This window comes from Pseudohaliea sp. (assembly GCF_054552115.1).
Map to the genome: position 1 here is coordinate 99,851 of NZ_JBTOLW010000002.1, position 22,448 is coordinate 122,298.

Annotated in this window: 18 protein-coding genes and 1 tRNA gene; 13 read left to right on the forward strand and 6 right to left on the reverse strand. The window is 68.5% G+C overall.

All coding sequences use genetic code 11. The features are described 5' to 3' along the window. Positions 1-59 precede the first annotated feature (59 nt). From paaN to ACX93N_RS01725, 3 genes are read right to left on the reverse strand one after another with little or no spacing between them, the layout of a single operon-like run. Positions 60-1,769: a phenylacetic acid degradation protein PaaN gene (gene paaN / locus ACX93N_RS01715; protein ID WP_459426659.1), complete on the reverse strand. Its 1,710-nt coding sequence runs from the start codon at positions 1,767-1,769 to the stop codon at positions 60-62. 36 nt (positions 1,770-1,805) lie between these two features. Then, positions 1,806-2,756: a winged helix-turn-helix transcriptional regulator gene (locus ACX93N_RS01720; protein ID WP_459426660.1), complete on the reverse strand. Its 951-nt coding sequence runs from the start codon at positions 2,754-2,756 to the stop codon at positions 1,806-1,808. A gap of 9 nt (positions 2,757-2,765) precedes the next feature. Continuing rightward, on the reverse strand, positions 2,766-4,286 hold the full coding sequence (locus tag ACX93N_RS01725; protein WP_459426661.1) for a carotenoid oxygenase family protein: 1,521 nt from the start codon (positions 4,284-4,286) through the stop codon (positions 2,766-2,768). A gap of 168 nt (positions 4,287-4,454) precedes the next feature. Between ACX93N_RS01725 and ACX93N_RS01730 the strand changes: the two genes are divergently transcribed. From ACX93N_RS01730 to ACX93N_RS01770, 9 genes are all read left to right on the forward strand, one after another. Beyond that, a complete protein-coding gene (locus tag ACX93N_RS01730; RefSeq protein WP_459426662.1) occupies positions 4,455-5,372 on the forward strand; it encodes an NAD(P)H-dependent flavin oxidoreductase in 918 nt (305 codons plus the stop codon). Position 5,373: 1 nt separating this feature from the next. Then, entirely contained in the window at positions 5,374-7,029 is a 1,656-nt protein-coding gene (locus ACX93N_RS01735) for a class I adenylate-forming enzyme family protein (protein WP_459426663.1), read from the forward strand. Next, positions 7,026-8,258 carry an acetyl-CoA acetyltransferase gene (locus tag ACX93N_RS01740; protein ID WP_459426664.1) on the forward strand — a complete coding sequence of 411 codons (1,233 nt, stop codon included), beginning with the start codon at positions 7,026-7,028 and terminating at the stop codon, positions 8,256-8,258. Before ACX93N_RS01735 ends, ACX93N_RS01740 begins: the two co-directional genes overlap by 4 nt. Then, positions 8,255-9,463, forward strand: coding sequence for an acetyl-CoA C-acyltransferase (locus tag ACX93N_RS01745; protein WP_459426665.1), 1,209 nt, complete (start codon positions 8,255-8,257; stop codon positions 9,461-9,463). The genes ACX93N_RS01740 and ACX93N_RS01745 overlap by 4 nt, the downstream gene beginning before the upstream one ends. Positions 9,464-9,588: 125 nt before the next feature. Then, complete coding sequence (gene ectA / locus ACX93N_RS01750) at positions 9,589-10,206, forward strand: diaminobutyrate acetyltransferase (protein WP_459426666.1); 618 nt, start codon at positions 9,589-9,591, stop codon at positions 10,204-10,206. Beyond that, positions 10,203-11,507 carry a diaminobutyrate--2-oxoglutarate transaminase gene (gene ectB / locus ACX93N_RS01755; protein ID WP_459426667.1) on the forward strand — a complete coding sequence of 435 codons (1,305 nt, stop codon included), beginning with the start codon at positions 10,203-10,205 and terminating at the stop codon, positions 11,505-11,507. The genes ectA and ectB overlap by 4 nt, the downstream gene beginning before the upstream one ends. A 41-nt stretch (positions 11,508-11,548) precedes the next feature. Continuing rightward, positions 11,549-11,953, forward strand: coding sequence for an ectoine synthase (locus tag ACX93N_RS01760; RefSeq protein ID WP_459426668.1), 405 nt, complete (start codon positions 11,549-11,551; stop codon positions 11,951-11,953). Continuing rightward, entirely contained in the window at positions 11,950-13,392 is a 1,443-nt protein-coding gene (locus tag ACX93N_RS01765) for an aspartate kinase (protein WP_459426669.1), read from the forward strand. The genes ACX93N_RS01760 and ACX93N_RS01765 overlap by 4 nt, the downstream gene beginning before the upstream one ends. Before the next feature lie 26 nt (positions 13,393-13,418). Then, a complete protein-coding gene (locus ACX93N_RS01770) occupies positions 13,419-14,840 on the forward strand; it encodes a sodium/proline symporter (protein WP_459426670.1) in 1,422 nt (473 codons plus the stop codon). A gap of 5 nt (positions 14,841-14,845) precedes the next feature. Here ACX93N_RS01770 and ACX93N_RS01775 read toward each other — a convergent pair whose 3' ends face one another. Both ACX93N_RS01775 and ACX93N_RS01780 read right to left on the reverse strand, forming a co-directional pair. Next, positions 14,846-15,409 carry a helix-turn-helix transcriptional regulator gene (locus tag ACX93N_RS01775; RefSeq protein ID WP_459426671.1) on the reverse strand — a complete coding sequence of 188 codons (564 nt, stop codon included), beginning with the start codon at positions 15,407-15,409 and terminating at the stop codon, positions 14,846-14,848. A 157-nt stretch (positions 15,410-15,566) separates the two neighbouring features. Further along, a tRNA-Leu gene (locus ACX93N_RS01780) sits at positions 15,567-15,653 on the reverse strand. A gap of 93 nt (positions 15,654-15,746) precedes the next feature. Between ACX93N_RS01780 and ACX93N_RS01785 the strand changes: the two genes are divergently transcribed. From ACX93N_RS01785 to ACX93N_RS01800, 4 genes are read left to right on the forward strand one after another with little or no spacing between them, the layout of a single operon-like run. Beyond that, entirely contained in the window at positions 15,747-18,731 is a 2,985-nt protein-coding gene (locus ACX93N_RS01785; RefSeq protein WP_459426672.1) for an AsmA family protein, read from the forward strand. Between the two features lie 42 nt (positions 18,732-18,773). Then, positions 18,774-20,126: a sodium-dependent transporter gene (locus ACX93N_RS01790; RefSeq protein ID WP_459426673.1), complete on the forward strand. Its 1,353-nt coding sequence runs from the start codon at positions 18,774-18,776 to the stop codon at positions 20,124-20,126. Positions 20,127-20,131: 5 nt separating this feature from the next. Further along, entirely contained in the window at positions 20,132-20,623 is a 492-nt protein-coding gene (gene xrtH / locus ACX93N_RS01795; RefSeq protein ID WP_459426674.1) for an exosortase H, read from the forward strand. Continuing rightward, complete coding sequence (locus ACX93N_RS01800) at positions 20,620-21,285, forward strand: exosortase H-associated membrane protein (protein WP_459426675.1); 666 nt, start codon at positions 20,620-20,622, stop codon at positions 21,283-21,285. The genes xrtH and ACX93N_RS01800 overlap by 4 nt, the downstream gene beginning before the upstream one ends. 78 nt (positions 21,286-21,363) lie before the next feature. Here ACX93N_RS01800 and ACX93N_RS01805 read toward each other — a convergent pair whose 3' ends face one another. After that, positions 21,364-22,437: a MerR family transcriptional regulator gene (locus tag ACX93N_RS01805; protein WP_459426676.1), complete on the reverse strand. Its 1,074-nt coding sequence runs from the start codon at positions 22,435-22,437 to the stop codon at positions 21,364-21,366. Positions 22,438-22,448 lie beyond the last annotated feature (11 nt).

Consider the following 22,448-nt stretch of genomic DNA (forward strand, 5'->3'; position numbering starts at 1 on the left):
CTCCAGTCGACGGAAGAGCGCAGTGTAGCAGCGGGTGCGGGGGCCTCCCAGCCTGCCGGTCAGCCCGATTGCTCCGCCGCCTCTGCCGTTGTCCCGGCCGGCCATTTCGCCTGCACGATGCGGAAGCGGCCGGCAACGAAGGCGAGATCGGCGAGACAGGCGTTGCCCGCGGGGTTGAGGCCGGTGACGTGATAATCGGAGTACGCCGCCGCGAAGTTGATCGGCATGCCGTGCAGGTTGCAGGCGACGGAAGCGCCGGCGTCGTGATAGGCGTCGATGGCACGGTCGAGGAAGGCCGTGTCCGTGCTGTAGACGTGCGCCGTGATCGCGCCGCACTCGCGGGCATTGCGCGTGGCGTCCGCCAGCGCCTCGTCAGCGGTGCCGTGGCGGATCACGAAGGACACCGGGCCGAAGACCTCCTGCCGGTACCAGTCCGCATCGTCCGGCGCCGCGGCGATCACCAGCGGCGTCGCCGTGCGCGACGCGGGAAACTCCGGGTGCGCGTAGGCAGCCGAGTCGCGAAGGATCGTGCCGGCAGCCGCCGCGCGCTCGCGGCAGGCGTCCACGGTTTCCTGCACCGAGTCGTCGAAGAGCGTGCCGCAGAGGGTCGCCGCCCGGCGCGGGTCGGCGAGCCAGCCGTCCACGGCCTCACAGAGCGCCCGCTCAACGGCTTCCACCGGGACCGTTTCACCGCCCACGCGCACGCCGCCGGCCGGCACGTGGATGTTCTGCACGCTGGTGCACATCTGCGCCGAGGCCTGGCACAGGGACTGGGCGATGGCGCGGGCGGTGGCGGCGAGATCATCCGTGGACTCGAGCACCACGGAGTTGCAGCCGGCGGTCTCGGTGAAGACAAGCCTGCCCGGGCAGTTCTGTTCCAGCCAGCTGCCGAAGGCGGGGCTCCCGGTGTAATCGACAATCGCGGTCTGCGGCTGCGCGAGCAGCGCCTGCGTCGCCGGCTCGGCGCGGGTGTCCGCCACCAGGGTCACCAGGTTAGGGTCGAAGCCGGCCTCCTTGAGCACGGCGCGGCAGGCGGAGACCACCAGGGCCACCGGCAGCACCGCGCGCGGGTGCGGCTTGAGCACCACCGGGTTGCCGGTGGCCAGGGACGCACAGAGGGCCGGGTAGGCGTTCCACAGCGGGAAGGTCGCGCAGCAGATCACGATGCCCACGCCGCGTGGCCGCAGCCGGTACTGCTTGGCGAGATCCGCCACGCCGTCGCGTCCGAACTGCCGTTGCCAACGGCCCGTGCGCGGCACGTCGGCCATGGCCTTGTGCGCGTAGGCGAGCGCTTCCAGGCCCCGGTCCAGCGCATTGGCGCCGCTGCCCGCGAAGGCCATGACATAGGACTGGCCGGAGGTGTGCATGGTGGCGTGGGCATTCTCGAACAGCTGTTCGCCGCAGCGCGCCAGCATCTCAAGGCAGAGGCCGACGCGCGTCTCGGGCGCCGCGGCGGCCCACGGGCCGCGCGCCGCATCGATAGCCTCGTAGAGCGCGGGCACATCGACCTTCGGGTAGCTGATACCCAGGGGCTCTCGCGTGTAGGGTGAAACCTCTTCGCCGATACGGCCGACCTCCGCTGGCTGCTCGAGCGGGAAAGGCTTGCCGAGCAGTGCCTCGAACCGGGCCCTGCCGGCAGCCGGCGGTTCCTCCCCGTGGAGCTTGCTGCTCGGGTTCTCCGGCCAGCCGCTGAAGTGGCGGCGATCCGCGCAGGCGGCCAGCGCCTCGTCGAGCAGGGCCCGGTGCCGGGCAAGGTAATCGGTGCTCATGGTGCTAATCCTCCTGCGTGTGCTGCTGCGCGATCTTCATTCGGCCGCTGCCGGGCTTTCCGCTCCTGCCACCGCCGGCACCCGCTCCCCGGCGAAGCTCAGGGCGACGTCCCAGGCCGCCAGGGGCTCGCCGCACTGGTCGCAGCGCACGCGGCTGTAAAGGCGCTGACCGCAGGGGTCGTGGCGGAGCACCATGGGCGGGCCCAGCCCATCCCGGTCACACCAGCGGTCACCCCAGTGGAGCAGCGTCTGAAAGAAGGGGAACAGGTCCCAGCCCTTGTCGGTGAGCCGGTATTCGAAGCGCCGGGGCCGGCGCTGGTAGGCCTGGGCAGCGAGCACGCCGGCGTCCTCGAGCAGGCGCAGGCGGTCCGCCAGTGTATTCGTTGCCACCGGCAGTTCCCGGTGAAAATCGTCGAAGCGGGCGATGCCGTGGAAGGCCAGCGCAATCACGTTCGCTGTCCAGCGGTCGCCCACCAGGGTAACGAGGTGGCGATAGACATTGCGGGAGCCCGGCACCGCGCTGGCGGGCAGCGTGGAGCGACGGCGCGTCTTGACCGGCCGCTCATCGGTGGTCGCGCCCGGGCCGGGGCTGTAGGAAACGGCGCGGCCGTCCACCGGGCCCGCGCAGCTATCGCAGGCCAGCACCGGGGAAAAAGGCTGGCCGCAGCGGCGGTGGCGCAGCGTGAAGTCCCGCGCGGCGTGGACCGGGTAGTAGCGGCGCTCCCAGGCCATAGCCATGAGTGCGGTGTCGTAGAGGTCGAGGGCTTTGCGGGTAAGCCGGTAGCGGCCGTCGCGACGGCGCAGGCAATCGATACCCTGCAGCCACTTCAGCCGATCCGAGAGCACGCCGCGCGACGCACCGGTCGCCGCGAGCAGTTCACCGAAGGTGGAGCCTCCCCAGAAGGCTTCCTGCAGGATCAGGAGGCACCAGCGATCACCGATCTCGTCCAGCGCCCGGTTGATCGAGCTGGCTCGGGTGAGGAGCACGCTCACGGCTCAGGCGCGATACAGGTCCTCGCCGCGCGCCCAGGTGGCGTGAAAGCCGTAGGGCACGCGCCGCGGCAGATGTACCCTGGCCACCGGGCCCTGCTCGATGTCCCGGGCATCGAAGACCAGGCAATCGGACTGCCAGCTGTTCGAGTCGGTCACGAGGGTGATCACGTAGCCGTCGTCCTCGGCCCGATCGCGACCCGCGCCCCGGCGCGGCGCAAACACCGCCTCGCTGCCGAAGACGCCCTCGCCATAGGGATACTGCCAGCGACAGCCACTGTCGTTATCGTACTTCACGAGCCCCGTGAAACGCAGCGTGTGCCCCCCCTCATGGGACAGGGGGATGCGCTGGTGATAGGCGTAGCGGCTCTTCTCCCCGTGGAAGAGCGGATTGGTCTTGTTGAACTCCGTGTTCAGATCGTCGATATCGCCCTCCCGCACTTCACCGGTACGCAGGTTGAAGCGCCAGCGGTAGTTGTTCGCCTCCAGGCGCATGTAGGCGAGCATGTGGGCCAGTTCCCCCTCGCCCGGCCGGGCCTGCGGCATGGGGTTGACCGAGCGGCAGCCGTCCATGACCACCCAGTCCCCCTCTTCCCAGCAGTTGCTCACGTGGAGGATGTAGCAGGGCTCGCACTCGAACCAGCGCACGTCGCCGCCATCGCCGTAGCGCGGCACGATACCGAAGCGCGTCGGGATATCGCGGTGAAAAGTCAGCACCCGCAGGTGGTGCTTGCGCAGCACGTCCATGTCGTGGAAGAACGGCAGGTCGTGGACGATGGCATAGTGGCGCGTGAAACCGATGTCGTGCGGCAGGCGCGGCCCGGGCAGATCGATGGCGGTCTCGTGCACCAGGCGCCCCTCGCGGTCGGCGATGCCATAGGTCATGTAGGGTGGCTCGTCGCCGTAGTCGAAGAAGATGAGCTCCCCCGTGGCCCAGTCGACCTTGGAGTGGGCGGACATGCGCGCATGCCGGCGCCCGGGGAGGACGAAGCCGCCCTCCGTTTCAAGGGTCCGGCCGTCGAGGCGGCAGGGGTTACCGGCGTTGTACCACAGCGAGACGAGGTCACCGTGGTAGAAGACCAGGTCGGTGTTGGAGGTATCCTTGATACCGAAGGGCGAGACGTCGTAATCGAAGGGGCCCATGACACCCGGCGACACGGAACGGCCCCGGGCCTGCTCCTCGGCCAGCGCATCGGTCCCGACCCAGCGATTGCGGTAGCTCACCGCGCCGTCACGGAAGTAGACCCCGTGCACCATGCCGTCGCCATCGAAGGGGTGGTAACGGTTCTTCGGTGGCAGCAGCGGGTTCGGGCCGTTGCGCAGGTATGCGCCCTCGAGGTCTGCGGGCAACTCGCCGCTCACCCGCAGGCCATCGGCGGCCAGTTCCTCCGTGACCGGCGCGTAGGGGCCGTGCAGGTAGGGGTTGTCGAGGCTGTAGATCCACGCCGGTGCGTCATCGAAGCGGGTGACGCCCCCGATGCAGTGCGTCACGGTGGGGTATTCGGCATCCTGTGCGGGAAGGCCCATGGCGAAGTCCCTCTGGCTTGCGAGTTGTCGTTCCGAGTATAGGGCGGCAGTTCTTTTATGCAAGTCGCATTATCTTTCTGCCATGACGGCTCATCTCTCATCAGTTGCCGTGCGGCACGACCTGCCCTAGACTGCAGGTCTAATTAAACAAGTGACTATGGTCGACCGATGCCAGACTGCCTTTCCCGCCTCCGCCTGCCCGTTTTCCAGGCCCCCATGTTCCTGCAGTCGGGGCCCGCGATGGTCATCGCCAGCTGCCGCGCGGGTATCGTCGGCTGTTTTCCCTCGGTGAACGCCCGCTCCGGGGAGGACCTGGAGCGGTGGCTCGAGGAGATCAGCGGCGCAGTCAGCCCGAAGGAGGATGCCCCCTGGGCCGTCAACCTGATGATGCACCGCTCCAACAGCCGCCGCCACGCGGACCTCGAGCTGGCCGTACGCTACGAAGCGCCGCTCGTGATCACGGCCCTGGGCAGCCCCCGGGAGGCCGTGGAGGCGGTGCACGGCTACGGCGGCCTGGTTTTCGCCGACGTGATCGATCCACGCTTTGCCGCCAAGGCCCTCGAGGCCGGTGTGGACGGCCTGGTGCTGGTCGCCGCCGGCGCCGGTGGCCACACGGGCCAGATCGCCGGCTTTGCCTTCGTCGAGGAGGTGCGGCGCTTCTGGGACGGCCCGATCGTCCTCGGCGGCGGCATCAGCAGCGGCCGTGCCGTACGCGCCGCCGAAGTGCTCGGCGCGAACTATGCTTACCTGGGAACGCGTTTCATTGCCAGCGAGGAAAGCATGGCAGACCCCGACTACAAGGCCATGGTCGTCGCCGCCTCCAGCGCCGACATCGTCTGTTCCGACGCCCTCACCGGGGTGCGTGCCAACTGGCTGCGCCAGAGCCTGGCGCAGGCCGGCTACGACCCGGATGCCATGCCGAGCCCCGGGGACATCGATGTGCTTGCCGCCGCCGGGGACGCGAAGCGCTGGCGCGATGTCTGGTCCGCCGGCCAGGGTGTCGGCGCCATCGATGCCGTGCAGCCGATCAGCGCGATCGTGGAGGAACTCGCCCGCGACTACGCCGCTGCCAGGGGAGCGGCCTGAGATGAAAACGAGCAGCAGCGCACGCATCGCCGCCCAGCGTGAAGCCGGCTATTGGGGTGACGACACGTTGCACAGCCTTCTCGCAGGCCTCGCCCGTGAGCACGGCGAACGCACCGCGGTAGTCGATCCGCCGAACAGCGCGGCACTCGGCGCCGGACCGCCGCGGCGCCTCACGTTCGCGGAGCTCGACCGGGAGAGCAGCGCCCTGGCCCGGGAGCTGGCGGCGCGCGGCATCGAGCGGGGCGATGCCCTCCTCGTGCAGTTACCGAACACCCACGCCCTTGTTCTGCTCTACGCCGCGGCCAGCAAGCTGGGCGCCGTGCTCTCGCCGCTCGCGGTGCAGTACGGGCGCCACGAGATCGCCGGCTTCGCCGCGACGCTCGCGCCACGCGCCTTTATCAGCCAGCGCGTGCTCGGGGAACGGGCACTCCTGGATGAGGGAGCCGGTGCCATGGACGGTGTGCCCGCGTGGGCCATCGACGACCTGCTCGCCGACGCCGCGGAACGGACGGACGCAAACGCGGACTGGGGCGGTGACGCGGACGACATCCTCACCGTTTGCTGGACCTCCGGTACCACCGGCACGCCCAAGGGCGTGCCGCGCTCGCACAACATGTGGCTGGTCCAGGGCCGCACCACGCAGGCCGCCGGCGCTTACCGTCCCGGCGAGGTGCTGCTGGCACCCTTCCCCTTCGTGAACATGGCTGCCCTGGGCGGGTTCCTCTTTCCCATGGCGCTGCTCGGCTGCACCGTGGTCCTGCACCAGCCGATGGACCCGGCGCTCTACCTGAAGCAGCTGCAGGAGGAGGCGGTCAATTTCACCATCGCCCCACCGGCGCTGCTCAACCGGCTGGCGCAGCAGCCCGCCCTCTGGGAACAGTTTGATTTCAGCGCCCTGCGCGCCATCGGCTCCGGCTCCGTGCCGCTGTCGCCGGCGATGATCGAGGTCTTCGAACGCCGCTACGGCAAGCCGATCGTGAACTTCTATGGCTCCAACGAGGGAATCGCCCTCTTCGCCACACCGGAAAGCGCTCCCGCCCCCGCGCAGCGCGCGCAACTGTTTCCCCGGCTCGGCGTGGCCGGCATGCCCTTCAGCGGCTACGGCGCCGAGGTGCTCGCGACCCGCGTGGTCGACCCGCAGACCGGCGGTGCCATCGATGCCCCGGGACAGCCCGGCGAGCTCTGCATCGCGGGGCCCGGCGTCTTCGACGGTTACCTGGGGCACGACAACCGGAGGCTGTTCAGCGACGACGGTTTCTTCCGCACCGGGGACCTCGTGGAGATCAGCGGTGACCCGCCCCACTTCTACCGCATCGTCGGGCGCTGCAAGGACATCATCAACCGCGGCGGCATGAAGCTCTCGCCGAGCGAGCTGGACACGCTGCTCGAGGGCCACCCGGACCTTGCCGAGGCCGCCGTCTGCGCCTATGCGGACCCGGACCTCGGCGAACGCGTCTGCGCCTGTCTCGTACTCGCCGAGGGCGCCAGCGCACCCGCCGTGGAGGCCCTGGGCGACTGGCTGGGTGAGCGGGGCCTTGCGCGCTTCAAGCGTCCGGAACGCATCGAGCTTTTCGACGCCCTGCCGCGCAACCCACTCGGCAAGGTCGTCCGCAACGAACTGGTGGCTGCGGTGGCAGCCCGGGGAGGATCCGCGTGAACCACGTCTACATCCTGGGCGGCGCCCAGAGCGATTTCGCCCGCAACTGGGCCCGGGAGGGCCTGGACCTGTATGCGATGTTCCAGGAGACGCTGGAAGCCGGCGTCGCCGATGCGGGCATCGAGCCGGCGCAGATCGAGGTCGGCCACGTCGGCAACTTCGTGGGCGACCTGTTCGCCCGCCAGGGGATCATCGGTGGCTTCTTCGCCCACGTCTACCCGGAGCTCGCGGGCATTCCCACGGCCCGCCACGAGGCCGCCTGCGCCTCCGGCTCCATGGCGATGCTCGCGGCCATGCGCGACATTGAGGCCGGGCACTACAGCGTGGCCTGCGTGCTCGGCCTGGAACTCATGCGCAATGTCGACGGGCGCACGGGGGCGGAATACCTCGGGGCGGCGGCGTGGCAGGGCGAGGAAGCGCAGAACGCCGAATTTCCCTGGCCGCACCTCTTCGACCGCATCACAGCGGAGTACGAGCAGCGCTACGGCATCCGTGAGGAACACCTGGCGGGCATCGCCGAGGTCAACTTCGGCAACGCCCGCGACAACCCCAACGCGCAGACCCGGCACTGGCGCTTTCCCGAGGGCTGCTTCGGCCCCGACGACCAGCTGAACCCCGTCGTCGATGGCCGCATCCGCAAGCTCGACTGCGGCCAGATCACCGACGGCGCCGCCTGCGTGGTGCTGGCCAGCGAGAACGTGGCGCGCGCTCACGCCCAGCGCCAGGGCCTTGCGCTCGCGGATATTCCCCGCATCAAGGGCTGGGGCCACCGCAGCGCCCCGCTGCTCCTCGAGCGCAAGCTCGCCATGAGTGCCGGCGAGCCGCTGATCTTCCCCCATGCCGCGCGGACCATCGAGGATGCCCTGCACCGGGCCGGCTACGCCGAGGTGACCGAGGTCGACGGCCTCGAGACCCACGACTGCTTCACGATCACCGAGTACCTCGCCCTGGACCACAGTGGCCTCACGCCCCCGGGACAGGGCTGGCAGGCCGTGGAGGACGGGCGCATTACCCGGGACGGCGGCTTCCCGGTGAATGCCAGCGGCGGCCTCATCGGCCTCGGCCACCCGGTCGGCGCCACCGGGGTGCGCATGGTGCTCGACGGTGCGCGCCAGGTCAGCGGCCGAGCCGGCGCCTGCCAGATCCGGGACGCCGAGAATCTCCTTACCTTCAACGTCGGCGGCTCCACGACCACCTGCGCAAGCTTCGTGGTGGGGGTGGGCGAATGAGCGACGCCTGCCTTTACCACTGGGTCCGCAGCCCGCGCGCGAGGGCCAGGGACACGGGCGCCCTCCACGGTGTGACCCCGCAGGCGCTTCTCGGCCAGCTCTACGCTGCCCTCGCGAGCCGCGCGCGCCTCGACCCGGCGCAGGTCGACGATGTCATCCTCGGCTGTGTCACCCAGCACGGCGAGCAGGCCGGCAATGTCGCCCGCGCGTCAGTGCTCCACGCCGGCTGGCCCGACCATGTACCGGGGCTGACGGTGAACCGCTACTGCTCTTCCGGGATCGACGCGCTCGGCCTCGCGGCGCTGAAGGTGCGCGGCGGGGAGGCGAGCGCCGTGCTTGCCGGCGGCGTCGAGATGATGTCCCGGGTACCGATGCTGGCCGACCAGGCACGCGTGTTCACGGACCGGGCATTCGCGGCCGAGTGCCGCATGCTGATGATGGGCAGCGGCGCGGACCTGATCGCCAGCCTCAACGGGGTGAGCCGGGAGGTCGCCGACGCGGTCGCCCTGGCCAGCCAGCAGCGGGCGGCCCGGGCCAGGGACGCGGGTTACTTCGCCCCCTCCATCGTGCCGATCGAGACCCCGGGGGGCACGGCGGCCGTGGACGAATGCATCCGCGAGGGGCTGAGCGCGGGGCAGCTCGCCGCCCTTCCCCCGGCCTTTGCGGAAGCCGGCGCGGCCGGGGTCGATGCCTACCAGCTCGCCCACAATCCGCAGCTCGCGGCAATCGAGCACATTCACACGGCGGGCAACTCACCCGCCATGGCCGACGGGGCAGCCGTCCTGCTGGTGGGCGACGCCGCCCTCGGCGAGCGCCTGGGGCAGGCGCCGCGCGCCCGCATCCGCGCTGCCTGCACCGTGGCGGCAGATCCGCTGCAGGTGCTGACCGGGTGCCTGGCCGCCACGGAAACGCTGCTGGCACGAACGGGCCTCGCCGTCGACGACGTCGACCTGTTCGAGATCCACGAGGCCTTTGCGGCCGTGTCGGTGGTTGCCCGGGAGCGCCTCGGTATTCCCGACGACAGGCTCAACGTCAACGGCGGCGTCATTGCCCTGGGCCACCCCATGGGCGCCACCGGCGCGATCATGGCGATCACGCTCCTCGACGAACTCGAGCGTCGCGGCCTGTCGCGCGGGCTGGTCGCCGCCGCCGGGGCGGCGGGCAGCGGCAGCGCCCTGTTGATCGAGCGCGTGACGGACGCTTAGAAAACTAATCGATATTCTCCGGGCGATGCCGTCATTGCCTTGTCATAAAGGTAGTGTATGCACCGGTACTCGGTAAGCTGCGGGTAAAAAAATGTTCTAAATCGGCAACTTACTTGCATTTTTCTGTGGCTCCTGTATCATTCACGGGAAACCTTATTTGGGACGGAATCATTACACCCGAAAATATTGACGGGCCCCGGAAGACCGCAAGCCTCCGGGTTCCGACAACCGACGATGGCCCGGCTGTTCATCGACTGATCAGCGAGTGCCCCCCGCTCGACGAGAACTCCCTCTACTGCAACCTCCTCCAGTGCGACCACTTCGCGGCGACGACCGTCGTCGCGGAGCAGGACGGCGACCTGGTGGGCTGCATCTCGGGTTACCTGGTGCCGGCGCGGCCGGACACGCTGTTCATCTGGCAGGTCGCCGTCGGCAGCGCCGCCCGCGGCCAGGGCCTGGCCCTGCGCATGCTCCTGCACCTCCTGGAGCGCCCCGCCTGCCGGGCCGTGCGCTTCATGGAGACCAGCATCACGCCCGACAATGACGCCTCCTGGGGGCTCTTCCGCAAGCTCGCGGACTCCCGCGACGCGCCGCTGACCGACAGCGACTGGTTCGACCGGGAGCGGCATTTCGAGGGCGCCCACGACAGCGAGCGGCTGGTCCGCATCGGTCCCTTCGCGGCGGCCGGGGACAGCGAATCCGGCCATCATGACGATCACAACGACGAGAGGAACACGGCATGAACATCTTCAAGGAAACGGAATCGGAAGTTCAGAGTTATGCACGCTCCTTCCCGCGCGTGTTCCACCGCGCCCAGGGCGAGCACATCTACGACGATGACGGCAATGCCTACCTCGATTTCCTGGCCGGTGCCGGTGCCCTGAACTACGGCCACAACAACGCGGTACTGAAGGAGAAACTCCTCGCCTACATCGCCGAGGACGGCATCACTCACGGCCTCGACATGCACAGCCGTGCGAAAGCGGACTTCCTGGAAGCACTTCGCGACAAGATCCTGAAGCCCCGCGGCCTCGACTACCGCGTGCAGTTCACGGGGCCGACGGGTACCAACGCCGTGGAAGCGGCGATGAAGCTCGCGCGCAAGGTCAAGGGCCGGGAGACGATCGTCTCCTTCACCAACGGCTTCCACGGCGTCAGCCTTGGGCCGCTGGCTGCGACCGGCAACGCCCATCATCGCGGTGGCGCGGGCACGCAGCTCGCCGGCATCGCCCGGGTGCCCTATGACGGCTACCTCGGCAAGGGCGTCGATACCACCGCGTATCTCGACAAGCTGCTTTGCGACGGCAGTTCCGGCATCGATCACCCGGCGGCGGTACTCGTGGAGCCCGTGCAGGGCGAAGGCGGCGTGAACGCCGCCTCGGCCCAGTGGCTGCGCAACCTCGAGAAGGTCTGTCGCAAGCACGATATGCTGCTGATCGTGGACGACATCCAGGCCGGCTGCGGCCGCACCGGCACCTACTTCAGCTTTGAAGGTGCCGGGGTCAAGCCGGACATCGTCACCCTGTCGAAGTCCATCAGCGGCTACGGCCTGCCCATGGCGGTCGTGCTGCTGCACCCGGAGCTGGACCAGTGGAAGCCCGGTGAGCACAACGGCACCTTCCGCGGCAACAACATGGCGTTCCTGACGGCGAAGGCGACCATCGACGAGTTCTGGTCCGACAACGCCTTCAGCGACAGTGTGAAGCGCAAGGGAGCCTACGTGGCCAAGCGCCTCCAGCGCATGGCCGATGAATACGGCGAGGGTCACTTCTCCGTCCGCGGCCGCGGCATGTTCCAGGGCCTCAACTGCGTCTGTGGCGAGCTCGCCGGCAAGATCGCCGCGCGCTGCTTTGAAGAGCGCATGATCATCGAGACCTGCGGCGCAGAGGACGAGGTCATCAAGATCTTCTGCCCGCTGACGATCTCGGACGCCAACCTTACCAAGGGCCTCGACATTCTGGAGAAGGCCGTGGCCGAGGTCTGCGCCGAGACCGACGAGATGCCCGAAGCCACGGAGGTGTTCGAGCTGCGCCGCGCCTCCTGAGCCGGCACAGCCTTCGAAACCGGAAACGCAAGGAGCAAGCAATGATTGTAAGGACTCTCGCGGAGGCGAAAGCCTCCGGCCGGCGCATCGTCTCGCCGGACAACAACTGGGAAAGCACGCGCATGTTGCTCAAGAACGACAACATGGGCTTTTCCTTTCACATCACCACGATCTACGCCGGTGCCGACTTCCGCATGCACTACAAGAACCACCTGGAATCGGTGTACTGTGTCAGTGGTGAAGGCGAGGTGGAGACGCTGGCGGACGGCAAGAAGTACCCGATCGCCCCCGGCACACTCTACATTCTCGACAAGCACGACGAACACATCCTGCGGGCCTTCAGCGAGATGACCATGGCCTGCGTGTTCAACCCGCCCCTCTCGGGCAAGGAAGTGCATAACGCAGAAGGCGCCTACGAGCTCGAGGCGGAGGAGATCGACGCGTGAATACCCATACGGTAGAAAAGATCGGCGGGACGTCGATGCTCGACTACCGCGCGATCCGCGACAATATCTTTCTGCGCGGCGGGGACAGCGACAACCTCTACGGCCGGGTCTTCGTGGTGTCCGCCTATGGCGGCATCACGAACCGCCTGCTCGAGCACAAGAAGAGCGGTCGCCCGGGCGTCTATGCGCTGTTTTCCGGCAGCCAGCAGGACTCGGCCTGGCGCGAGGAGTTCGAGACGCTGCGCGAGGAGATGCACGCGCTGAACGCCGAACTGTTCGGGGACGCCGCCGACACCAAGCGCGCCAACGCCTTTATCGACGAGCGGCTGTACTCCGCGGAAGCCTGCCTGCACAACCTGGCCAAGCTCTGTGACCACGGCCACTTCAGCCTCGAGGCGCATCTCGACACCGTGCGCGAGATGCTCGCCAGCCTCGGCGAGGCGCACAGCGCCTGGAACACCGCGCAGCTGCTGCAGCGCGACGGCGTCAATGCCCGCTTCGTCGACCTGACGGCCTGGCGCAGCGAGGAGCACCTGCCGCTGGACGACCGCATCCGCGAAGCCATGGCGGAAATCGACGTGAGCACGACCATGCCCATCGTCACCGGCTATGCGCACAGCGACGACGGCCTCATGGCGAGCTTCGACCGCGGCTACAGCGAGATGACCTTCAGCCGCCTGGCCGTGATCACCGGTGCCAGCGAGGCGGTGGTGCACAAGGAGTTCCACCTCTCCAGCGCCGACCCGAAGATCGTCGGCGAGGACAACGTGGTGCCCATCGGTCGCACCAATTATGACGTGGCCGACCAGCTCGCCAACCTCGGCATGGAGGCGATCCACCCGAAGGCCGCCAAGGGGCTGCGCCAGAGCGGCATCCCCCTGCGCGTGAAGAACACTTTCGAGCCGGAACACACAGGCACGCTGATCACTTCCGAGTACGTGAGCAGCAAACCCTGCGTCGAGATCATCGCCGGCCGCCGGGGTGTGTACGCCCTCGAGGTCTTCGACCAGGAAATGGCCGGCCAGGTGGGCCGCCACGACCAGGAAATCCTCTCGATCATCCGCCGCTACAAGGCAGGCATCGTGTCGAAGGACATGAACGCGAACACGATCACGCATTACCTGGCCTGCAACCTGAAGACCGTGAAGCGGATCCGCCGCGAGATCGAGGCGTTGTTCCCGAGCGCAGAGCTGGACCAGCAGCGCGTCGCGATCGTCTCGGCCATCGGCAGCGACATGCAGATCCCGGGAATCCTCGCACGGACGGTGACGGCGCTGGCCGACGACACGGTCTCCGTGCTGGCCATGCACCAGTCCCGCCGCCAGGTGGACATGCAGTTCGTGGTCAGCGAGAGCGACTACGAGCGCGCTGTCGTTGCCCTGCACCGCAAGCTGGTGGAGCCGATCGACCACGGCCGCGCGATCTGTCTCGCCTCCTGATGGCGCGCTGAAGCGAGCACTCGCGCGTGGTCGCGACCTTCATCCTGTGCCTCCTCGGCTTCACCCTCATCGGCATTTCGTCGGCGCGGGCCAGCCGGGGTACGCGGCACGACTACTACCTGGCCGACGGCACCGTGCCCCCCTGGCTGGTGGGGCTTTCGGCAGTCGCCACCAACAACTCCGGCTATATGTTCATCGGGGTGATCGGCTACACCTACGCCACCGGGTTCCCGGCCATCTGGCTGATGCTCGGCTGGCTGCTCGGTGACTACCTCGGCTCGACCTTCATCCACGCGAAACTCCGCGCCGCCACCCAGAACTGTGACGAGGTGTCTTATGCGGGCGTCCTCGCCCGCTGGCACGGCGAGCGCAATACGGCCCTGCAGCGCACCATCGGTGCCATTTCCCTGCTCTTCCTGATCAGCTACGCCGGTGCTCAGCTGCTCGCCGGCAGCAAGGCGCTGCACGTGCTCTTCGAGTGGCCGCTCTGGGCCGGCGCCGTGCTCGGCTCGGTGCTGGTTGTGGCCTACTGCTTCGCCGGCGGCATCCGCGCCTCGATCTGGACCGACGCGGCCCAGTCCATGGTCATGATTGTTGCCATGACGCTGCTACTGGTTGTCGCGGTGGTCGAGCTCGGCGGCTTCGGCGCGGCCTGGGAGGAGTGGAAGACGATCCCCGAGTTCACCCGCTGGACGCCCCAGGCACCGGCCTTCCTGGGCTGGACCGGCGGGCCGCTGTTCGTGCTCGGCTGGATGGCGGCCGGGCTCTCGGTGATCGGCCAGCCCCACGTCATGGTGCGCTTCATGACCCTGTCCGAAGGGCCCACGGGCATGCGCCGGGCGCGAACCTGGTACTACCTCTGGTTCACGGCGTTCTATTTCGCCGCCACCGCCGTCGGCCTGCTCTCCCGCCTCTATCTCGCCGACAGCGGTGATTTTGACGCCGAGCTCGCCCTGCCGACCATGGCCCTGGAGCTGCTGCCCGGCGTACTCGTGGGCGTGATCCTGGCCGGTATCTTCGCGGCCACCATGTCCACGGCCGACTCGCTGATCCTGTCCTGCTCCGCCGCTCTCACCCACGACCTGCTGCCCCACCGCATCGAGCGGCCGGTGCTAATCAAGGCGTCGACGGTCCTTATGACCGCCGGCGCCCTGTTTCTCGCCCTCTCCGGCAGTGACAGCGTGTTTGCGCTGGTCATCCTGTCCTGGTCGGCGCTGGCCAGCGCCTTCGCCCCGCTGCTCATCGCCCTGGCCCTCGGCGCCCGGCCCTCGCAGGCGCGCGCCCTGACCGCCCTGGCGGTCGGCCTGGGCGTCTCGCTCCTGTGGCGTCAGCTGGGGTGGGAGTCAGTGGTCTATGAAGGGCTGCCGGGTATCGCCGCCGGCCTGCTGGTGCACGCGGTTCCCGCCGCCGGCCGCAAGGTGCTCCGCGCCGCGGAATCCTCCGCCTGACGCAATCAGGCCCCGGGGCGCTCCGCCGCCATGGGTAACAACAGGTCCTCGAGGAAAAAAGCCGACAGGGCGGCGCGCCCGCTTACCCCGGCCTTGCGATAGACCGCCCTCGCCTGCTCCCGCGCGGTGCGCTCGCTCGTTGACCGCAGCGCGGCGATTTCCTTGTGCCCGAGGCCCTTGAGGAGCAGCAGGGCCACTTCCTGCTCCGCACCGGTCAGCTCCCAGCGCCGGAACTGCGCCTCGATCGCGGCACCCAGCCCCCGCAGCACCTGCTCGTTCTCGCTGCGCCAGCTGCTGGCCTCGGCCTGCGCGGCGGAAAGGTCGGACCGCAGGCTGGATACCGCGGCCCGCGCCGCCTGCAGGCGGCGCCAGAGCAGCACCGCACCGCTCAAGGCCAGGAGCAGGACGAAGCCCTCGGCAACGAGGTGCGCCATACCGCTGCCCTCGCCATAGTCCGCGACCAGATCCGAGGCGACGAGGCAGGCAATGACGACGAAGAGTATGAGCGACGCCAGCGACAGCCTGCCCTCCCCTGCGTCATCCGACTTAAAGCTCGACAAATCAATCACCTGCGACCACCTGCATCATGCGGCGCATTGTAGCATCAGGCGCACCCGCCACCGCGTTCTCAGGCCGCCGCGGTGTCAGGCTGGTGCCCGGAGCCGGACTCGATGGTCCGGCATCCCGGCCGGCACGCGTGCCGGTTCGGCTGCCGCGTTTTCGGGTTGGTGCCCGGAGCCGGACTCGAACCGGCACGGCCTTTCGGCCTGGAGATTTTAAGTCTCCTGTGTCTACCTGTTTCACCATCCGGGCGCGCCGCGGAGCATAGCATAGCGGGGGGGCGCGCCGCCTTGCGGCGCGAGCGCTCGTGCTAGACTGCGACGGAGGCACTGGCTCCCGGACCCCATGGCGACCCTACGCACGCTCCTTATCGCCGCCCTCGCCCTTGTCGGCGTTGTCCTGGCCGGCGGGGTTGCGCTCTTCCTGTCCGACCGGGCGCTGTTCTCGGCGGCGCTCTACGCGGTCGATGCACTGACACCCTACCGGCTGGAGCTCGAGGCGCCCGTTCTCGAGCGGCGCGCACGCCGTTTCCGCGCGGCGGGCGTGCGCCTATACCAGCAGGGGCACGACGGTCCTCCGCTACTGGCGGTGCAGGATCTCGAGCTGCGTCGCCTCCTCGCCATCCTGCGCCGTGGTGATCTCCGGGAGACCCCCGTTTCCGCGGCAAGCGTGCAGGCCTACGTGGACTCCACGGACAGCACGGAAGACCCGAAACCGGCGGACTGGCTGCGCCAGACACGCTGGCTGCCGGCATCGCTCGAATTGGGCTCGCTGCACGTGATCACCCGGGGCCGGGAACTGCGCATCGTTCCGCTGCGCAACAATCGCGGACACTGGAACGAGGCGGGACGCTTTACCCTCGACAGCACAGCGCAGCTGCCCGACAAGACGCTGGTGCTTGCGCTGGCGCTGGAAGCGCCCGCCCCGGACGCGCTGGAAGTTTCGACCACCATCACCTCCCCGGCGGACGAAAGCGTGGTGAAGCTGAACGGAGCGGTCACTGCGACTGATGATGACCTCAACTATCGCCTCGCCCTCGACGGCGACTACCGCCGGGTGGAAAGCCTGCTGTCCCTCCTCGATGAGGATGCCTGGGGCTTTGCGGGAAGCCTCAGGCTCCAGGGCGAGCTTACCGGCGACCTTGCCCACGCAGAGCTCCTGGTGAGCAGGCTCTCCCTGGACAACAGCCCCAGCTACGATTTCAGTGCACGCGGCAAGCTGCGCTGGCGCAGGGGCGAGCCGGTCAGCGCCGACCTCGAGGCGCGGGGCACGATGGCGGACCTCGGGCCTTTCGCCGCTCTCCTCGGCACGGACCTGTCCGGGCTTGGCAGCGTCGATGCAGAGCTGGCACTCGACGGCAGCCTGAGCCGCCCGAGGGTCAGGCACTTCGAGTTCACCAGCCGCAGCGAGCGTGGCCTCGCGCTCACCATCGCACCGACGGGGGGCGAGCTGTTCCTCGACGACCAGCTGGCAGCGGACCTCGCGCTCGCACTCCGCGTTGAGGCGCCCTCCGCAGAGGCACTGGCGCCGTGGGTAACGCTGCCGGTGCCTACCGGCCCCTGGTCATTGACGGGTATCGCGCGCCGCAGCAACAACACCCTGGCGGTGAAAGACATCGAACTGGCAATCGACGGCGTGGCCGGCGGTCGTCTTGACGCCAACGGCGCCGTGGACGGCATCGCGAGCGCAGCCGGTAACGGTCCCCGGTTCCGGGGACTGAGCCTGACCATCGACGCGGAAGACCTCGACCTGGCAACGCTGGCCAGCGCGGGGGAACTGTCGCCTCCCGTGCCCCTCGAGGGCCGCCTGTCCGTGAAAGGCAAACTCCAGGGCGATGACAGCGCGCTCGCCGCCCGGGGCATCGATGCCACCGTCGCCGCCTTCGGCGGCACCACCCGCATCCGCGGCAGTATCGCCAACGCTGTCAGCCTGGCGGGCGTGGACCTGCAGGTCGCCCCCGAGGACATCGACCCAACGGCCCTGGGCGACTACCTCCCCGCGCCGCTGCGACGAGCGCTCGCCGGCGGCCGCACCGGTGGCACCTTTCAGCTCGTGCGAGACGTGGAGGACTGGCGCATCGATCACCTCGATCTCAGCCTCGAGGGTGCCGAGCGTCTCGATGTCGCTGTCACCGGTAGCGTGGCGCAGCTGACCGGCATGCCACGCGCCCGGCTCGAGGCCAGCTACCGCATCCGCCGGCCCGCTGACGACCCGGGTATCGGTCTGCCGCCGGGCGACGGCACCGCGGTGCTGGACCTCGCCGCGGAGCGACAGCTCGTCGGCCTGCACGCGTTCCTCGGCGCGACCGACCTTACGACGATTGTCGATATCACGCGTGACGAGGCGGGCATCACCGGTCTGCGGGCAGAGGTGAATGCCCCGCGGCTGCACCTGCCCGACCTGGCCCGGATGCGCGCCGGGCAGTCGCTGGTTACCGAACAGACGGAAACCACCAGCGAGGCGGCGGACGCCGGGAAGCCCCACCGCTTCGCCCGCGTCCCCGCCTATCCCCTCACGCTGCGCCTGGACATCGGCGACATCACCGGCAGCAATACCCGGCTTCGCGATTTTGCCATCTCGGTGCGGGGCGCGGAGCGACGCTTCACCCTCGACCGCTTCGACGTGGACTACGCCGGCGGCGCGGTCCACCTCCGTGGCGTGGCGGATTTCAGCGCTGACGAAGCGGCAATCAGCGTCGCCGGCGAAGCCCTCAGCGTGCCGGTGACGGCCCTGGCGGCGGACCTGGGCTATGGCGGCGAAATCGAGGGCAAGCTGAGCGTCCGCGGGGGGCTCACCACCCGGGGAGCGAACCGGGAGGATCTCGTCACCCACACCACGGGCTCCATCGCCGGTGCCGTCGCCGAGGGCTATGTGGAAGGGGCCGCCTTCGACCTCCTGATGACGGATCTCCTGTCCTGGCTGCTGCTCGGCGGCCTGCTCCAGGACAACACGAACTTCGAGTGCGGCATGGCCCGGTTCCTCGTCGAGGACGGCGTCGCCCGCAGCGAAGACCTCTACCTTGCCACGAAGCACATGATCGCCCAGGGCAGGGCCACGCTGGACTTCCCGCAGGGCGAGCTCGACGTGCGCATCGACCCGCGCGCCCGTTCCCGGACCGTGCAGATCCCCTCCTCGGTACGCATCCGCGGGTCCATGAACGACCCGGCGATCATCCCCTCGCCCATCGCTGCAACCTTCGATGCCTCGGCCAAGCTGCTGTTCCTCATCCCCGAGCTCGGCATGAAGCTCTTCGGTATCGAGCCGGGGAAAGGCGACGCCACCGCCCCCTGCGCAGCGATGCTGGCCGACCCGGACGGCGGCGCTCGCTAGCGTGCTACACTCGCGCCGGTTCCAATAAGTACAGGAAAATCCATGGCCTCCGCGCGCGGCGAGTTCAGTTCACGCTTCGGGTTCATCATGGCCGCCGCGGGCAGTGCCGTCGGCCTGGGCAACATCTGGGGCTTCCCGACCCAGGCGGCGAGCAACGGTGGCGCCGCCTTCCTGCTCGTCTACCTGCTGCTGGCCTTCCTTCTCGCCTATCCCGCGCTCATGGCCGAAATCATCATTGGCCGCCACGCCCACGCCAACGCAGTGAACGCCCTCAAGCGCATCGCCATCGGTCCCATCACCCGACGGGCCGGGGCCACGACCGGGCTCCTGGGCCTGGTGGTGGCGAGCTTCATCCTGAGCTTCTACGCCATCGTCGCCGGGTGGATGATCGCCCACTGCCTCGGCTCCCTCGCTGCCCTCGTCGGCGCGAACGGGATAGCTGACTGGCTGACGTCCTTTTCCTTCGGTCGCAACGCGAGTTTCGTGATCGTTTTCATGCTGCTCACCATCGGGATCATCGCCGAAGGGGTTCACGACGGCATCGAGCGCTGGTCGAGCCGGCTCATGCCCATCCTCCTGGTGACCCTCGGCTGCCTCGTGCTCTATGTGCTGACCCTGGACGGCGCCATGGAGGGACTCAAGGTCTACCTGCTCCCGGACTTCTCCGCCGCCCTGTCCCCGCAGCTGATCATCAACGCTCTCGGCTCGGCGTTCTTTTCCCTGTCGCTCGGCGTCGGCACCATGCTGATCTACGGCTCCTACATCAACGACCGGGAAAACCTGCCCGTGGTTGGCGGCCTGGTCACCACCGTGGATATCGGCATCGCCGTGCTCGCCGGCTTCCTGGTGCTGCCCGCCATGTACGTGGCCCTGCATAACGGCGTGGAGATCTTCGACGCCGCCGGCGGGCTCATCTCCGAAGACACGCTCATCTTCACGGTGCTGCCCGAGCTGTTCACCAGCATGGGCGCCGCGGGCGCCTTCGTATCCCTGCTTTTTTTCTTTCTCATGAGCATCGCCGCCCTTACCTCTTCCATCTCCATGCTGGAGGTCCCGGTGGCCTACACGATCGAGGAACACGGGGCCAGCCGGCGCGGTGCCGTGCTGCTCATCGGCGGCATCATTGCCGCCGTCAGCCTGCTCATCCTGCTCAACTTCGAAACGCTCTTCGGCCTGGTGATCACCGCGACCACTCGCTACAGCCAGCCCCTGCTCGGCTTCGTGTTCTGCATCTACGCGGGGTGGGTCTGGCGCCGGGACCAGCTGCTCGCCGAGCTGCGCAAGGGCTCCCCGGAGATTGCCGGCACCCTGTTCTGGCGCATCTGGCCCTGGCACGTGCGCCTGGTGTGCCCCGTGATCATCCTTGGTATCTTCGCGCAGAACCTGTTCGGCTGACCGCCATGGCCCGTTTTCTCGTCATCTTTCTCGCCCTGCTCGCGGTGCTGTTCACCGTCGAGATGCTCGAGCCGGTGCAACGGCACCTGGTGCAACCCTTCACGGCCTCCCTGGCCGACATCAGCGCGGCGCTCATCATGCCCTTCGATGAGCAGGTCACGACCAGCGGGCGCGTGCTCAGGCACACGGGCAATCACTTTGCCGTTTCCATCGAGGCGGGCTGCAACGGGGTGGAAGCGGCCATCGTCCTCATCGCCGCGGTCATCGCCTTTCCGGCCCGCTGGCTGCAGAAGCTCGGCGCCATCGCGATCGGCTTCCTCGCCATCCAGGTCATGAACATCCTGCGGATCATCAGCCTCTTCTACCTCGGCATGTGGAACACGGAGGTGTTCACCTGGACCCATCTCTATCTCTGGCCCGTGCTGATCATGCTCGACGTACTGGTGGTGTTCCTGCTGTACCTGCGCGTGGTGAACCGCGAGGCGGTGCCCGCGTGACACCTCTTCGCTTCTTTGGGCGCGTGCTCCTGCTCATGGTCCCGGCCTTCGCGGCCTGGTACCTGCTCGGCGCCGTGCTCGCGGCCCCGGCCGTCTGGCTGGCGGCGGAAATACTGCCTGCCTGGCTGCCGGAACTGGTCGACACCGTCTACCTCGAAGGCACGACCATGACGGTGGTATCGACCCTCGGCGAGGCCGGCGGCGCCTACCTGCCCGCAGCGCAGACGGACGGCGCCCTCGGCTTCCGTATCGATTCGCGCGTGCTCAGCTACTCCGTGCCCTTCTTCGCGGCGCTGCACTTCGCTACGCCGCTGCCCGGGCGCTGGGAGCGCTTTGCCCGCGGCCTCTTCGTCCTCTGGCTGCTGCTCGTGCCGGGGCTGATCAGCACAGCGCTGAAGGATCTCATGCTCACCCTGGGCAACAGCTTCCTCGCCGTGCCGGGCACGCCCCCGGCGGATGCCGTGGCCCTTGCCTACCAGTTCAACACGCTGATGGTGCCGCCGCTCGCGCCGGTGCTGCTCTGGGGCTGGGAGGCCAGGCACTCACCCGCCATTCAGGCTTTGTTTCCCGCGCTGTTCCCGGCGACGCCCGAAGACGACGCCACGGACGAGGACGACGACACGCCCGGCCCCTCCCCGGGCCGTTCACCGCTGGAGCGGTAGCGCCAGGGGCGACCATCGCAGGTAGCGTAGTTCGCACAGCCCACCGTGCAGCCGCGGCAAGGCAGCCGCTTTCCGGACTCAGGCGGCATCGTCGACCCTCCGCGCACGCTCCTCGCGCAGCAACGCCTGGAAATCCTCACCGCGCTCCTCGAGCACCGCATGCAGCGCCTTCTCCATCAGGTGCCGGGCCTGGCCGGTGTAGGCGAAGATGCAGGCATGGACGGCGGCATCGTGCCAGTTGTCCACGGAGCAGGACGCCGAGTACTCCTCGAAGTTCACCAGGGCACGAATCAGGTCTGTGATGTGCCGCGGGCACTCGCAGTCCAGGCGGCTGCGCAGGCGGCGCGCTGCCGAGAGTTCGAGCTCATTGAAATCCCGCGGCCGCGACGCGACCAGTTCGCCGAGGTCGGACTCGCCAAGGCGCACGGCCTTCTCGGCGCTGCTCCGGGTGATCTCGAAGGCGAGGTAGGCCGGGTCCGGCGGCAACGATGTCACGACCAGGCCCCGGCTTTCGAGCTCTTCGAGCCAGCGCTCGTTGCCGAACTGGTAGCAGACGATGGTGCGCCCGGGCTGCAGCTGGTCCACGACCGCCTGGAGCCGCGCCACGCTGGCATTGGCGAGATTCGGACACTCCACTACCAGCGTGTCGAGACTGCCAAGCTCCGCGATCAGGCCGTCACCGATCTCCGCGAGACCGAGGCGGGCCAGGCGCGCGTCGACGCCGGTGATACAGCCCTGGTGCCCATCGAGCCACTCGCAGAGCTGTTTGCCGACGAACGCCACGCGCGGCTTGCTGTCGGCGAGAAGCTCGCGGCTGCTGCGGCCGCGCTGGCGCAGGAGCATTTCCAGCGTCTTGCGTTCCGAGGCCGCAATCTCTCCGATCCGGGCGCCATCACGCACGAGCGCGGCGATCAGCTGCAGGTGTTCCAGGTCCGCCTGCGTGTACTGGCGCCGCCCGGTCGCTGACTTGTGGCTGGCGCCGAGGCCGTAGCGCCGCTCCCAGACACGAAGTGTGTCGGGTTTTAATCCTGTGAGCCGCGCGACCGTACCAATACCATAGAGCGGCCGCGTTTCGAGGTGGGCCCCTTCGCCGGCGCCCGTGCCTTCCTCAAGGTCTTCCGCCGGCGTGGAGCTGTCGAGTGACTGTGCCATGATCGGGTTCT

Coding starts and splice junctions, on each gene's coding strand:
- paaN (WP_459426659.1), bottom strand. CDS start 1,769: ATGAGCACCGATTACCTTGCCCGGCACCGGGCCCTGCTCGACGAGGCG.
- ACX93N_RS01725 (WP_459426661.1), bottom strand. CDS start 4,286: ATGGGCCTTCCCGCACAGGATGCCGAATACCCCACCGTGACGCACTGC.
- ACX93N_RS01730 (WP_459426662.1), top strand. CDS start 4,455: ATGCCAGACTGCCTTTCCCGCCTCCGCCTGCCCGTTTTCCAGGCCCCC.
- ACX93N_RS01735 (WP_459426663.1), top strand. CDS start 5,374: ATGAAAACGAGCAGCAGCGCACGCATCGCCGCCCAGCGTGAAGCCGGC.
- ACX93N_RS01745 (WP_459426665.1), top strand. CDS start 8,255: ATGAGCGACGCCTGCCTTTACCACTGGGTCCGCAGCCCGCGCGCGAGG.
- ectB (WP_459426667.1), top strand. CDS start 10,203: ATGAACATCTTCAAGGAAACGGAATCGGAAGTTCAGAGTTATGCACGC.
- ACX93N_RS01760 (WP_459426668.1), top strand. CDS start 11,549: ATGATTGTAAGGACTCTCGCGGAGGCGAAAGCCTCCGGCCGGCGCATC.
- ACX93N_RS01785 (WP_459426672.1), top strand. CDS start 15,747: ATGGCGACCCTACGCACGCTCCTTATCGCCGCCCTCGCCCTTGTCGGC.
- ACX93N_RS01790 (WP_459426673.1), top strand. CDS start 18,774: ATGGCCTCCGCGCGCGGCGAGTTCAGTTCACGCTTCGGGTTCATCATG.
- xrtH (WP_459426674.1), top strand. CDS start 20,132: ATGGCCCGTTTTCTCGTCATCTTTCTCGCCCTGCTCGCGGTGCTGTTC.
- ACX93N_RS01805 (WP_459426676.1), bottom strand. CDS start 22,437: ATGGCACAGTCACTCGACAGCTCCACGCCGGCGGAAGACCTTGAGGAA.